General features: G+C 59.4%; 11 protein-coding genes. 2 read left to right on the plus strand and 9 right to left on the minus strand.

All coding sequences use genetic code 11. The annotated features are described in order from the left end of the window. The first annotated feature begins 7 nt into the window (after window positions 1-7). Together Q1A48_RS00890 and Q1A48_RS00895 are read left to right on the plus strand one after the other, a co-directional pair. Window positions 8-3,109 carry a DUF6531 domain-containing protein gene (locus tag Q1A48_RS00890; protein WP_299939908.1) on the plus strand — a complete coding sequence of 1,034 codons (3,102 nt, stop codon included), beginning with the start codon at window positions 8-10 and terminating at the stop codon, window positions 3,107-3,109. Between the two features lie 90 nt (window positions 3,110-3,199). Next, entirely contained in the window at window positions 3,200-4,222 is a 1,023-nt protein-coding gene (locus Q1A48_RS00895; RefSeq protein ID WP_299939911.1) for a succinylglutamate desuccinylase/aspartoacylase family protein, read from the plus strand. A 7-nt stretch (window positions 4,223-4,229) separates the two neighbouring features. Here the strand turns inward: Q1A48_RS00895 and Q1A48_RS00900 are convergent, their stop codons facing one another. From Q1A48_RS00900 to miaA, 9 genes are all read right to left on the minus strand, one after another. Further along, window positions 4,230-5,450, minus strand: a complete 1,221-nt coding sequence (locus Q1A48_RS00900) for a lytic murein transglycosylase (RefSeq protein ID WP_299939914.1) — start codon at window positions 5,448-5,450, stop codon at window positions 4,230-4,232. A 128-nt stretch (window positions 5,451-5,578) separates the two neighbouring features. Next, window positions 5,579-6,232 carry a hemolysin III family protein gene (locus tag Q1A48_RS00905; RefSeq protein ID WP_299939916.1) on the minus strand — a complete coding sequence of 218 codons (654 nt, stop codon included), beginning with the start codon at window positions 6,230-6,232 and terminating at the stop codon, window positions 5,579-5,581. Between the two features lie 141 nt (window positions 6,233-6,373). Further along, window positions 6,374-7,696 (minus strand): adenylosuccinate synthase, encoded by a 1,323-nt coding sequence (locus Q1A48_RS00910; protein ID WP_299939919.1) that lies wholly within the window; start codon window positions 7,694-7,696, stop codon window positions 6,374-6,376. 114 nt (window positions 7,697-7,810) lie between these two features. Then, on the minus strand, window positions 7,811-9,007 hold the full coding sequence (locus Q1A48_RS00915; RefSeq protein WP_299939921.1) for an ATP phosphoribosyltransferase regulatory subunit: 1,197 nt from the start codon (window positions 9,005-9,007) through the stop codon (window positions 7,811-7,813). Window positions 9,008-9,202: 195 nt separating this feature from the next. Then, entirely contained in the window at window positions 9,203-10,075 is an 873-nt protein-coding gene (gene hflC / locus Q1A48_RS00920) for a protease modulator HflC (RefSeq protein ID WP_299939923.1), read from the minus strand. Window positions 10,076-10,086: 11 nt separating this feature from the next. Continuing rightward, a complete protein-coding gene (gene hflK, locus Q1A48_RS00925) occupies window positions 10,087-11,223 on the minus strand; it encodes an FtsH protease activity modulator HflK (RefSeq protein ID WP_299940390.1) in 1,137 nt (378 codons plus the stop codon). A gap of 148 nt (window positions 11,224-11,371) precedes the next feature. Beyond that, the gene (gene hflX, locus Q1A48_RS00930; protein WP_299939926.1) at window positions 11,372-12,703 is read right to left on the minus strand and encodes a ribosome rescue GTPase HflX; all 1,332 of its coding nucleotides are present in this window, start codon (window positions 12,701-12,703) and stop codon (window positions 11,372-11,374) included. A gap of 138 nt (window positions 12,704-12,841) precedes the next feature. Beyond that, on the minus strand, window positions 12,842-13,126 hold the full coding sequence (gene hfq, locus Q1A48_RS00935) for an RNA chaperone Hfq (RefSeq protein ID WP_299939929.1): 285 nt from the start codon (window positions 13,124-13,126) through the stop codon (window positions 12,842-12,844). A 191-nt stretch (window positions 13,127-13,317) separates the two neighbouring features. Next, window positions 13,318-14,241, minus strand: a complete 924-nt coding sequence (gene miaA / locus Q1A48_RS00940) for a tRNA (adenosine(37)-N6)-dimethylallyltransferase MiaA (protein WP_299940392.1) — start codon at window positions 14,239-14,241, stop codon at window positions 13,318-13,320. Between the last annotated feature and the right edge of the window lie 7 nt (window positions 14,242-14,248).

Consider the following 14,248-nt stretch of genomic DNA (forward strand, 5'->3'; position numbering starts at 1 on the left):
CTGAAGAATGACACCGGAACATCCCGCCCAACTCGTACCCGACCTGCTCAAGACCCTAAACCCACCACCTGTCACTTTTTCACAGCAAGACCCGGCTGCCGCCTGCCAGTGGTTGAACGCTATCCGGGGTATATCTGCGAGTCCCGGCCCTGTCGATCGAGAACCACCGCTCTGGCCACAAGCGCCATCGGTAGCGACCAATCAATACACTATTGCGATGGCGCCGGCGGTCGGGCATTTGCCCGGTATTGGTGACGGCCCGGTTCACTTTATCAACACCCCTGGTGTCAACCACCTGGGCACCCCCGTTCCGCCTCTGGGCCAATGCCGGCGGATAGGTGACCGGGTCATTGGCAGCAATGGCGAGGTGGCCTTTGAGCGGATCGATATGGCGATACCGGGTCCGCTGCCCTTTCATTGGAAACGCTACTACCGCACCTCTATTCGTGAGGATTCGGGCATTGGTGCCGGCTGGCGCCATTCCCTGAGCGAACAATTGCTGGTGCAAGACAACCTTGTTGAACTGCAGACCGCCGAGGGGCGCAGGATCCGCTTCCAACAGCCCGCAGTAGGCCATGGTTGCTACAACCGGTTCGAACGCCTGCTGCTATCGCGCCAAAGCCTGCACAGCTATTGCCTCACTGCATTTGACCAAGCCCACAAGATTTTTCGTGCAGATGGTGTCAACAAAACACTGCCGCTCAGCGAGATTCGCGATCTGTGCGGCAACACCCTGACCATTGACTACAGCGCAGGACTGCCCAGAAAGATCGTGAGTTCCTGGGGACGGGTGGTGGAATTTCAGGTTCATGGCGGCCGGATCGATAAGCTGGTCAATCATCACGCCCCGGAAGACCAGCGGGACCTCTGTCATTATGCCTTTCACGGTGAGCTTCTCACCGAAGCCACTAGTGCCCAAAGCTCAGAGCAGTATCACTATAAAAACCTTGCCCTTATTGAACTGAGTAGCAACCAGTCTGGTACTTGCCAGTTTGAATACGACCACCGCCAGCGCTGTCAAAAAGTGCGCTTCGATACGTCAGAGACCGTATTGCGCTGGCAGCGCAAGCGCAATACTTGTCGGGTGGAGACGCAGGACAGGGACCCGCAGCAGCTCTGCTTTAATGGTTTTGGCCAGCTGACCTGCGAGCGCCAGGGACAGCGCCAACGCAGTTGGCTCTACGATACCTACGGCAACCTGTGCCAGCACATCGACTGTCACGGCCAGCGCACCTTCTTCCGCCACGATGCTTTCGGGCGCTGCACTCGGCGCACCCACAGTGGTATCAGCACCCGCTATCAATACGATCAACAGGGCTTTCCCCAGGCCGCACTGATCGCTGGAGAGCAGGCCTGGCGCTACCAGTTCAGTGCTAGCGGCCGGCCGCTGACCGTGATCGATCCCGAAAAGCAGGCGTGGAAGTTTCTGTATAGCGACCGGGGCCAGCTCTCGCAGATCATCGACCCCGAGAGAGGCAAGGTGGATTTTATCTGGGATGGACAGGGGCAACTGCAAACCGTGCGCTGCGGGGAACAGCAGTGGGGATTCGAGTACGACCACTGGCAGCGGGTGACCGCAATAGTAACAGGCGGCGAAGCCCGTTGCGCGTGGCGCTATGGGGCGGCCGGTGAAGTGCGCGAAGCCCGCCTGGGTCTTCACCACTATACCCTCGACTACGCAAGGCGCGGGTTGCCCTGCGCAATTCACGCCGGCAACAACCAGCGCCTCCATTGGGAGTTCGACAGTGCCGGGCGGGCGTGTCAGATCCATTTTGCCGATGGCAACAGCTGGGAACTGCTGCGCACGCCCCACGGCCAGCTGGCGCAGCTACGGACCTCCAATGGCGACTACTGTTGGCGATACGATGCGCTCGGGCAACTGGTCTGCCACCAGGCACCGGGCGGTCGCCAGTTGCGCTGGCACTACGACGTCGACGGCACTTTGCGCGAGTACTGCGACAACGATTGTCACTGGTATTTTCTCTACAACGAGCGCGGAGCTGTTACCGGGATTCGCAACAACAACGGCCAGAGCAGTGCGTTTCACTACGACACCCAACTGAGACTGATCCAGGCCAACAATCTGCACGCCTCGGTTCGCTTCCGGTACGATCAGCGCGGCCGGGTGATCGCCGAAAATCACAACAGCAGCGACGTCCGCGACTTCAGCCTGAAATATCAGTACGATTCCCGTGGCTGGCTACGCAGCGCCAGCTCGGATGATCTCGACCTCATCTACACCTTCGCACCCTGCGGATCCCTGTATAGCATCGACGCCAATGGAGCGCCCATACTACGCACCGAGGCAGAGGGCCGGGATACCCTTTTGGTGCAGGGGGAGGTGCGCAGTATTCACAGGTATCAGTACGGACATTTGTCCGCTCTGGAGAGCGGCGGGACCCCGGCCTGGAAATTCGAACAACCGCCCCCTTTACCACTCACCGCCTCTGTTCGCCATACGGGGTCTGCCCGGGTGGAAATAGACCGGGACAAACGCGGCAATGTCATCGGCGTGCGGGACATGCCCGCGCGCAGGAATTTCCGCTATCACTACGACGGCTGGGGACTGATGGGCACTGCAGAATGCGCTGAGTTCAAAACCTACTTCCGTTACGATCCCTTCGGCCGGCGTCTGAGTAAAACCTGTACACATCGCAAATCCACGCACCAGCGACGGGTGATTACCCGTTGGAGTGGCCTGGGGATCTGGGCGGAAACCCTGCAGATAGATGGAAAATCCCGCAGTCCCGGTCACTGGATACACCACCCTCTGACCCGCACCGTTCTGTGCCACTGGAAATCCGCTGGCAGCGAGCACTACCTGAACAGTCCCGATGGTAAGCCCCTGGCCATCTGCGATGCAAAAGGGGCAGTGCGTTGGCTTCAGGATCCCGGCAAAAGGGAAAATACCGGTAGCAGCAATCGACAGCAACCCGACTCCTGGCGCGGTATCAACCTGATTGCCGATACCGAGACCGGCCTGTGGTATCACCCCCTGGGATACTGGCACCCGGGGTTGCGGATCTGGCTTAACGGACCTGGGGTTTTTACACGCTGCACTGCCGACACTGCAGTGGGCGGGCTCCGAGACGGGTCGATCACTACTTGACGCCGGGTCCAAAGACAACCGGCGGTGCTTACGCCATCCTCCTGCCCAACCTCTACACTCTGATAATCAGGTCAATCGTGCGGCTGAACCATGAAAGCCACGCCCGATTTTGAAATTGGCGATATTCCGGTGTCCAGAGGGGAGTCCCGCCGCATCGACCTGCCCGTTGTCAGCCTGTATACAAACACCGAGATGGCCATTCCCGTCCATGTACAGCGCGGCAAAAGGGACGGCCCGGTCCTCTTTGTCTGCGCTGCGGTGCACGGGGATGAGTTAAACGGCATTGAGGTGATCAGCCGCCTGATCCGCAGGCGCGCGCTGCAGTCGCTACGCGGTACTTTGATCGCGGTACCGATGGTCAATGTGTATGGCGTACTGCAACACACCCGCTATCTACCCGATCGGCGCGACCTCAACCGCTCCTTTCCCGGATCGACCAAAGGGTCGCTGGCGGCGCGTATGGCCCATGTGTTCCTCAACGAAGTCGTGACCAAATGCGACTATGGCATCGACCTGCACACCGGCGCCGCCCATCGCAGTAACCTGCCACAGATTCGCGCCAACCTGGATGACGTAGCCACCCGCGCTATGGCCAAAGCCTTCGGTGTGCCGGTGCTGCTAAACACCTCCATCCGGGACGGCTCCCTGCGCCAGGCGGCCGCGGACCTTGGGGTAAGGATCCTGCTCTACGAAGCAGGGGAGGCCCTGCGTTTTGACGAGCTCTGTATCCGCGCCGGCGTAAAAGGGGTGATCAATGTCCTGCGGCACCTGCATATGCTGCCGAAAGGACGCAGGAACAACCCCATCGAGCCGTTTGTCGCGCGGCGCAGCGGCTGGCTGAGGGCCGGTGACAGTGGTATTGCCAACTATATGAAGTCCCTGGGAGATCAGGTACACGAGGGGGAGCTGCTGGCAACGATTGCCGACCCTTTCGGCAATGCACTCGACCGGGTCTGCTGCAACGGCGTGGGCATTATTATCGGGCAACAGAATATCCCCCTGGTGCAGGAGGGCGAGGCGATGTACCACATCGCCTATTTCCGCGAGCCGCAGGAAGTGGTGGAAAACCTCGAGCTGCTGCAGGACAGCCTGCTGCCGGATGAAAACTTCTGATCGCACCTTACTGCCGCTGCAGTAATTCAAGCACCTCTTTGCTGGGATAGCCCTTGACCGCAACGCCAGCCCGCGCCTCGAACGCCCGAATGGCCTTGCGGGTAGCGGGGCCGGCCTTGCCATCGATTTCGCCACTGTAAAAGCCCTGCTGATTTAACAGTTTCTGCAGTTCCTCCACCTGGCCGCTTTGCAGGGGGGTAAAGGGGCGATTCCAGTCCTTGACCAACGGGGGAGCGCCACCGATGCGATCGGCAAGCAGGCCGATGGCTATTGCGTAGCGATCGGAGTTGTTATAGCGCTTCAACACAAAGAAGTTTTTGAATACCAGAAAGACCGGGCCCTGGCGGCCATCCGGCAATTTCAGTTCGGCCACCGCCGCCTTACTGGGGAAGGGGTCGCCATTGGCGCGCTTGACACCGAGTTTTTCCCACTCCGCCACAGTGAGTTTGCCCGCCGGCAGTCTACGCTGAGGGATAGTCACTTCATACCCCCAAGGCTTGCCGCGCTGCCAGCCATTGCTCGACAGCAGATTGGCCGCTGTGGCCAGGGCATCGGGCACGGAGTTCCAGATATCGCGCTTGCCATCGCCATCGATATCCACTGCGTAAGCCAAGTAGCTGGTGGGAATAAACTGGGTATGGCCCATGGCACCAGCCCAGGAACCGAGCAGATAGCGGTCTTCGATATCCCCGGCTTGCAGTATCTTCAGGGCAGCGAGCAGCTGCTGGCGACCGAACTTTTTGCGTTTTTGGTCGGCATAGGCGAGGGTCGCTAGGGAGCGGATCACATTGCGCAAGACCTTGTCATTGCCGAGAATACCGCCAAAGCTCGACTCCACCGACCAGATCGCCAGGAGAATATCCGGGTCCACGCCAAAGCGTTTCTCGATTTTGTCGAGCCAGGGCGCTATTTTTTCCTTTTCCTGTTTGCCCCGCTCAATCGCCCTGCGCTGCACCCGGTTATCAAAGTACTGCCATACCGGCGCCTTGAACTCCGGCTGGAAACTGGCCCTGTCCAACACCCACTGGTCCGGCGAGGTAATGCCCTTAAATGCCTGATCGTAAACCTGTGCGGAAATACCATTACTAATGGCTGTCTGGCGAAATTCCCGCACCCATTGCTCGAAAGCCGGGTCGGGCTGATCGGCCGCCTGGGCAACAGTGCAGAAAAGTGCCGCAAAGAGCGCGAGGAGACAGGGCAGCGAAGGGGTTCTGTACGGTTGACGCATTGCGGTACCCTTGATACTGGATTCTGCTCGCTCAAGGGTAGACCGAGTCCCCATGATCTGAAAGGCGGTTTTTACCGGTGACCGGCCACAGGGGCGGTTTGCCGGCAATCGCCGCGGGCGCACGGCATTCAGGGGATCACATAAAACAGCACGGCAAAGAAGTGCAGGATCCCACCGGCCAAAACAAACAGATGCCAGATGGCGTGATGGAAGCGCAGGCTGCGCCACAGGTAGAAAACGATGCCGCCGGTATAACAGAGGCCACCTATCATCAGCAACCAGAGACCACCGGTTTCAAGGCTGCCCGCCAGCGGCTTGATTGCGGCGATCACCACCCACCCCATCAGCGCGCTGAGGGTAATGGAAAGGGCACGAATCCTCTTTAGCGGGGTTAGCTGGATAATCAGTCCCAACAGGGCCAGCCCCCAGATAATCCCGAACAGCCACCAGCCCCAGGGGCCGCGCAGAGTCACCAGGGTAAACGGCGTATAGGTCCCTGCAATCAGCAGGAATATCGAGGAGTGGTCCAGTGTGCGCAATACCGCCTTGGCCCCGATATGGCTCACGGCATGGTACAGGGTCGAGGCGAGAAAGCACAGGATCAGGGTCGAGGCATAGACACTGGCACTGACAATATGCCAGGCATCACCGCGCAGGGCGGCAAAACCGCTCAGAACCCCCAGGCCTGCGATGGCGAGCAGCGCTCCGATACCGTGGGTGACGCTATTGGCAATCTCTTCGGCAAAGCTATAGCGACTGGTAACGGATACGGATCTAGGCATGGATTCACCCGGTCAAATTCAGGTTTCGAGCCCCGTAAAACTGCTCGGCCAACGGCATGGATCAAACCCCATCATCAGTGGCCCCATGGAAAATAGCAAGAACTGCATCAGACCATTGATTCACTTCCCGCTCGCCAAAGCTTACTCACTCGCGTTGTGAATTCCCATTTTACAGAGCGCAGAAGAGGCCCGCACAATGGTTTCATTGCGATCCGGCCCTGTGGAAACTATCTCTACAGGCACTCCCACCAGCGCCTCAATACGGGCGATATAGGCCTTGGCATTAGGCGGCAGATCCGCCTCGCTGCGCACGCCTTTGGTGGTCTCCCCCCAGCCGGGCATGACCTCGTAAACCGGATCCACGCCCTCCCAGCCAGCGGCGTCGAAGGGGACTGCTACGGCTTCACCGGCGCTGTTGCAGTAGCCCACACAGATCTTCACTTCCCCGAGGCCATCGAGCACATCCAGTTTGGTCAGGCACAGGCCCGAAATACTGTTGATACGAATCGCATGGCGCACGGCTACGGCATCGAACCAACCTGTGCGGCGCTCTCGTCCGGTCGTTGCACCAAATTCGTGGCCTTTCTCACCCAGATAGCGGCCGACTTCACAGTCCAGTTCGGTCGGGAAGGGGCCACTGCCAACACGGGTGGTATAGGCTTTGGTGATGCCCAGTACATAATCCAGGTACAGCGGACCAAAACCGGAGCCAGTGGCGGTACCGCCGGCAGTCGTGTTGGAAGAGGTTACAAACGGGTAAGTGCCGTGGTCGATATCCAGCAGTGAGCCCTGGGCGCCTTCGAACAGGATGTGTTCACCCTGCTCACGGGCCTTGTGCAAGCGATCCGCTACATCGGTGATCATCGGCACCAGCTGCTCACGCCAGTGCTTCGCCTTCTCCAGCGTGTCCTCATAACTGACCGGCTCCACGTTGTAATACCGGGTCAGGGCAAAATTGTGATAATCGATAAGCTCCTTGAGTTGGCTGCAGAAGTGATCCCAGTTGCACAGGTCACCCAGGCGCAGGCCACGGCGAGCCACCTTGTCTTCATAGGCCGGGCCAATGCCGCGTTTGGTCGTTCCTATCGCCTTATCGCCGCGGGCTGTCTCACGAGCTGCATCGAGTGCTGCGTGTATAGGCAGGATCAATGGGCAGGCCGGTGACAGGCGCAGACGCGCTCTGACAGGCACACCTTTCTTTTCCAGCGCTTGCATCTCATCCAGCAGTGCTTCGGGAGACAGTACCACGCCGTTGCCAATCAAGCAGGTTACGCTTGGGCGCAGAATACCGGAGGGAATCAGGTGCAGTACGGTTTTCTCACCGTCGATAACCAGGGTGTGACCGGCGTTATGCCCACCTTGAAAGCGCACAACCAGAGAGACTTTCTCTGTTAGCAAATCGACAATCTTGCCCTTGCCTTCATCACCCCACTGGGTTCCCAACACTACCAGGTTCACGCCCATCTGTATCAATCTCTAAACTCAGGTTTTTCTCTAGTTGAAGCTGTAAGCCCCGGCAAAAGTGGCTATCAGGGATTTCTGCCGCACAGTGTGCGGCACCGCTGTGGCCGCTATCCCTTAATCCCGTGGCTTCACCGCCCAGGAGTCCCTGTCGAGCACCAGCTCGCGGTCGCAGCGCGTATGGAGATCGCTGTCTGTGTCACCGCACAGCGCGGCAATCACCACCTCTCCCCGCGCGCGCAGTTCGCCAACGGTGCGCCAAAACCCGGCGGCGTCATCCGACCCATGGACTTGCGGCGCAAGAATAGCTCCGGCGCCCGGTGCCGGGCCATTGCCCAGGGTATTGAGCGCTACCAGGTCGCTACTGAAGCCGGTGGCCGGGCGATTGCGCCCAAAGACCGCACCAATACCGTTATAGCGGCCACCATTGGCAAGCGCCTGGCCGTGCCCCGGTGTATAGGCGGCGAACACCAGCCCGGTTTCATAGTCGTAACCGCGCACTTCACTTAAATCAAAAAACAGTTCCACCGCCGGGTAGCGTCCGTGCAGGGCATCTGCCACCTTGCGCAGGTCAGTCAGCGCGCCCTGCAACGCTGCCGGCGCACCGGCGAGCATTGCGTCAGCCCTCTCCAGGCACTCCACGCCCCCCGCCAACCCGGGCAATACCTGCAACCAGGCGGCCGTCTGTGGGTCGGCAACATTTTCCGCCACCCAACTGCGCACATCGGCGCTCGCTTTGCTCTGTAGCAGGGCGGACAGCGCCTCGCGCTGTGCTTCGTCCAGCCCCCCCGCCTCGGCCAGACTGCGATAGATGGCAACGTGGCCGAGATCCAGGTGAATGCGTTCAACCCCGGCAATCTGCAGGCTCTCCAGCATCAGTGAAATGACCTCGATATCCCCATTCAGGTTGTCGACACCAAACAGTTCTGCACCGACCTGGAACGGGGCGCGGGAACCCATGGCCGTGCGCGGTCGGGTATACAGAACATGGCCGGCGTAACACAGGCGGTTGGCACCGGCGCGCGGAAAACTGTGCGCATCGATACGAGCGGCTTGCGGGGTGATATCGGCGCGGATACCCAAGGTGCGGCCTGAGATCTGGTCGGTAACTTTGAAGGTACTCAGATCCACATCCCGCCCCATCCCAATCAACAGGGACTCGGTGAATTCCAGCATCGGCGGTATCACCAGTTCGTAGCCCCAACAGTGGTAGAGATCCAACAGTCGGCGGCGCAGGGTTTCAACCTGAACGGCATCTGCAGGCAGAATTTCCGCGATGCCATCGGGCAACATCCAGCGATCAGCTTGGGTCATGGTGAAACGGACTTTTCAAAGTTAACAGGATGGCCGGCAGTTGCCACAAAAAAACCGGGCGAGGCCCGGTTTGTGTGATTTTAGCATCAAGTACTGGCGGGAAGGTAGGGTTTTTGGGGCTGTCGGTGCGACAGCCCGGGACTCCCGTAAGAGACGCGCAGACCCGTAGGTAAAGCGCCGATTGGTTTTTCCCGCTTACTCCCCTTTAGGGTTCTTCAGGTAGCGGAAAAATTCACTGTCCGGCTCCACCAACAGCATGTCCGACTTGCTCTTGAAGGACTCCTTGTAAGCCTGCAGGCTGCGGGTAAAGCGGTAGAACTCGGGGTTCTTGTTGTAGGCTGCGGCATAGATAGCGGCCGCTTCCGCATCACCTCCACCGCGCAGCTCCTCGGACTGGCGGTAAGCCTCGGACACAATCACCACCTCCTGGCGGTCTGCATTGGCGCGGATACGCTCGCTGGCTTCCTCACCTTTGGCACGGTGATCCCGCGCTTCCAGCTCCCGGCCGGCGCGCATGCGCTGAAACACCGATTCGGACACCTCCGGCGGTAGGTCGATACGCTTGACGCGCACATCGATAACTTCCACGCCCAAATTCTTCTGCGCCACTAGGTTCAGGTTCTTGGTGATCTCCGACATTAGCTCGTCGCGCTCACCACTCACCACTTCGTGCAGGTCGCGCACACCGAACTGGTTACGCAGGCGGTCATTGATCTGCTCGGACAGCAGGCGCACGGCGTTGCGCTCGTCGCCGCGGGTGGCGATATAGAACTTGCTCACGTCGGAGATACGGTACTTGGCGTACGAATCAACCATCATAAACTTGTTTTCGCTGTTGAGCATACGCACCGGGCTGGAGTCCACCGTCTGGATACGCGCGTCAAACTTGCGCAGCTTCTCCGCAAACGGAAACTTGAAGTAGAGCCCGGGCTCGTAGTAGGAACGCACCAGTTCACCGAAGCGCAGCAGCACCGCCTTTTCCGTTTCCTTCACCACGAAGGCGCTGGAGGAAATCAGCAGTATGCCGAGCAGCACGCCCGCGATAATGGCCAGTGTTCTGTTATTCATTCCATCTCCTCCTAACGCACAGTCTGGCTGCGGCGGCTGTTGGCCGCATCGTTGCGCAACCGCTCAACAACGCGCTGGTAGACCTCCTCGACCACAACCGGCGAGGTGCCTTGGCGTTGCGCCGCCGGCGTCGCGCTTTCCTGGGCCAGCTTGTCCAGCGGCAGGTACATGATGTTGTTGCCACCTTCGACATCCACCATAACCTTGGAAGTACCGGACATCACCTCCTGAAGCGCATCCAGATAGAGGCGCTCGCGGGTGACTTCCGGGGCGCGCTCGTATTCGGCCAGCAGCTTTTCGAAGCGCACCGCTTCACCGCGGGCACTCTCCACCACGCGGGCTTTGTAGCCCTCCGCCTCTTCGATCATACGCTGGGCCTGGCCACGGGCTACCGGGATTACCTGGTTGGCGTAAGCCTGGGCTTCGTTCTGCAAGCGCACCTCGTCCTCGCGAGCCTTGGTGACGTCGTCAAACGCATCCTGCACTTCACGCGGCGCCTGGGCTTCGGTCAGGTTAACCACATCGATAAGAATACCGGTCTGGTAGAGATCCAGATATTCCTGCAGGCGCTGCTGGGTATCCGTAGACACCTGGGTTCGGTTCTGGGAAATCACGCCGTTTAGGGTCAGGGAACCCACCACATGGCGCAGGGCACTGTCGGTGGCCTCCTGCAGGCTCTTGACCGGATCGCGCACACGCAGCACATAGGATTCCGCATCGCCCACCTGCCACTGTACGGTAAGCACCACTTCAACAATATTGGCGTCTTCCGTGAGCATTTGTCCGGTGGTGCGCTCGGTCCGCACCTCGGTCATATTGACCTTGGTGACACTGTCGATCAGCGGCGGGTTCCAGTGCAGACCGGCAGATTCCGTGGTGTGGTATTTGCCCAGGCGCAGCACCACCGCGGCCTCGTTGGCATTGACCTGATAAATCCCCAGGCCCGCGTAAATCAATGCGCCAAGGACAATGATCAACATCCAGGGGAAATTACCAGTACCGGTACCGGGGCTGCCGCCGCCGAACAGGCCACCGAGTTTTTGTTGAATTTTACGGAACAATTCGTCCAGGTCCGGCGGGCCATCGTTCTTGCGATTACCACCACCCCAGGGGTCTTTGTTATTACCACCCGGCTCATTCCAGGCCATCAAGATTACTCCAACTCTGATCATTAACACTTTGACTCCGGCGGATTCTAGCATCACCGCAGGAAAAATATTGCCGCCAGGACTCAGCTGCAGGCAAGTCTGTCGCAATTGCGGTTGTACAACAATACCCACACCTGCTCAGAGGCCATTAGTGTTCCCTCTGCCCGCTGCCCTCACCCGTGTCCACCAGGGGCAGCCAAACAGGGCCATCGTCGCCGGCAGTAAATGGCGCCAGTAGGCGCTGGAAGTCCCTGCGCGGCAGCAGTAGCTGCAGCTCGCAATCACCATTGTCGCGATAGGCCTCGCCCTGAATGGCGTTGATCTGGTACAACTGGGCGCGCAGGCGGGATTGCTGGGGTCTCACCACCAACCGGCCACGCACCATTTGTTCACCCAGGCGCCGGGCGATCGCCTCCACCAACAGTTCGCAACCTTCACCGGTAGCGGCGGATAGCCAAACCGCACGCGGCACACCCCGGTTATCACAATCCATACGTGGGGCAAAATCGGCGAGTAAATCGATTTTGTTATACACAACCAGCTGCGGCAGGTCTGACGCATCAATTTCTCCGAGAACCGCCTGCACCTCTTCCATCAGGTGCAAGCGGTCCTCCGCGGCGGCATCCACAACATGCAGCAGCAGGGTTGCATTGGCAGCTTCCTCCAGCGTGGCTCGAAAAGCTTCTACCAGTTTATGTGGCAAGTGCGAGACAAACCCCACGGTATCTGCCAATACCATGGCGCCGACATTGGGCAATTCAACCCTGCGCATGGTCGGGTCGAGGGTGGCGAACAGCTGATCGCGCACATACACTTCGGCGTCGGTGAGGCGGTTGAACAGGGTGGACTTGCCGGCGTTGGTGTAGCCGACCAGCGACACCGTGGCGACTTCCGCACGGGAACGCGCACGCCGGCCCTGCTCCCGCTGGCGCCGGACTTTTCCAAGACGCTTCTCGATGGCGTCGATACGCGCGCGCAACAGACGGCGGTCGGTTTCCAACTGGGTTTCACCCGGCCCGCGCAGGCCGATACCGCCTTTCTGCCGTTCCAGATGGGTCCAGCCGCGCACAAGCCTGGTGGCCATATGGCGCAGCTGTGCCAGCTCGACTTGTAGCTTGCCCTCATGGGTGCGTGCGCGCTGGGCAAATATGTCCAAAATCAGACCGGTGCGGTCCAGCACCCGGCATTTCAGTTCGCGCTCGATATTGCGCTCCTGGCTGGGGGAAAGGATGTGATCGAAGATCACAAGCTCCGCGCCCTGTTCCTGTACCGCCTGAGCAATCTCCTCCAGCTTGCCACGCCCGACAAAGGTTTTCGGGTCCGGAGTTGCACGCTGCCCAAAGATGAAGCTGACGGGATCTGCTCCCGCAGAGAGGGCCAGTTCCTCAAACTCACGCGGGTCATCGGGACTGTCGATAGCGGAGAGTTCTAGGTGCACCAGCACGGCCAGTTCACCGGATTCCGGTCGATCGAAAAACAATGGGAATTCTCTGTTGCTAAAACGGGTGCCGGCCCGGCTCCCTGACGGGAAGTGGCAGCTGGCGAGGTCGTTGTGCGCTGACTCAACTGCGGGCGCCCCGCTCAAGCGGAGCACAGGTCAATTTAGCGCGCGGACCACTCAGCTGAAGGATTCGTGCTCACCGCTTTCTGCATGACCTTCACCGCCGTGTTGAGCCGCCGGGTTCAGCAGCGGTACGCGCACCGCGCGGGATGGAACCACAGTGGAAATTGCATGCTTGTACACCATTTGGCTGACGGTATTTTTCAGTAACACCACAAACTGATCGAAAGATTCAATTTGTCCCTGGAGCTTGATGCCGTTGACCAAATAGATAGAAACCGGGATACGCTCTTTGCGCAATACGTTGAGGTAAGGGTCTTGTAAGCTATGCCCTTTTGACATCTTTTTTCTCCTTGTCAAAAAGCTGAATTCGGTATGCAGGCCACAATCACACCCGCGAAATGCGCGGATCAAAGAACGACTGAGGTTGAATACGCGTGTAAGTAGTGTAGTAGCGATCCGGAAAAGGCCGGACTCTGTGAAAACTGACTGAATGGGCCTGTCGTTTTTTGGCCCAATCACGTTATGGTTGCTCAGGCGAGAAATTTCAAGGCTTCCGCCACTATTTCCTCCTGCGCGCGCTCCCTGCCCTCGGTATCCTGAGTATACAAAGTCGCCAGCGCCGGCCAGCGTCGCAGCCAGGTCAACTGGCGCTTGGCCAGTTGGCGGGTGGCGGCGATACCCGCGGCAACCATCTCATCGTAACCGCAGTGCCCCTCCAGGTATTGCCACACTTGGCGATAGCCCACCGCACGCATCGCCGGCAGATCCCCGTGCAGGTCGCCGCGCGCGCGCAGCCCCCGCACTTCATCAACCAGCCCTGCCTTGAGCATTCGTTTAAAACGCACTTCGATGCGCTGATGCAACAGCGCCCTGTCCCTCGGCATGATCGCCAACTGGTGCAGCTGGTAGCGCTCCTGCACCCCGCCACCGGTCCGTTCGCAGCGCAGTCGAGACAACGGCACGCCGGTGAGGCGGTAGACTTCCAATCCCCGCTCAATACGCGCCGAGTGATTGGGATGCAATTCTGCCGCCAGTTCCGGGTCGACCCGGACCAGCTCCGCGTGCAGCGCCGGCCAGCCCTCGCGCTCGGCACGCGCCTCGATGTCAGCGCGCACTTGCGTATCGGCCCTGGGCAATGCTGCCAATCCTTGCAAGAGAGCGCGGAAATACAACATAGTTCCGCCAACCAGTAAAGGAATTTTACCGGCTGCACTGATTTCATCCATAGCCAGAAGGGCATCCGCGTAAAAGCGGCCAGCGGAATAGGATTCACTGGGCTCGCAGATATCGATCAGGCAGTGGGGGTAACGGGCCAATTCCTGCGTCGTCGGTTTGGCCGAACCCAGATCCAGGCCGCGGTAGACCAGCGCGGAATCAACACTGATCAGGGCCACCGGTAAACGGTCAGCAATGGCCATGGCCAGATCCGTCTTGCCCGATGCAGTGGGCCCCATAAGGAAT

It is taken from the genome of uncultured Microbulbifer sp., assembly GCF_947489355.1.
In the GTDB taxonomy this organism is placed as follows: domain Bacteria; phylum Pseudomonadota; class Gammaproteobacteria; order Pseudomonadales; family Cellvibrionaceae; genus Microbulbifer.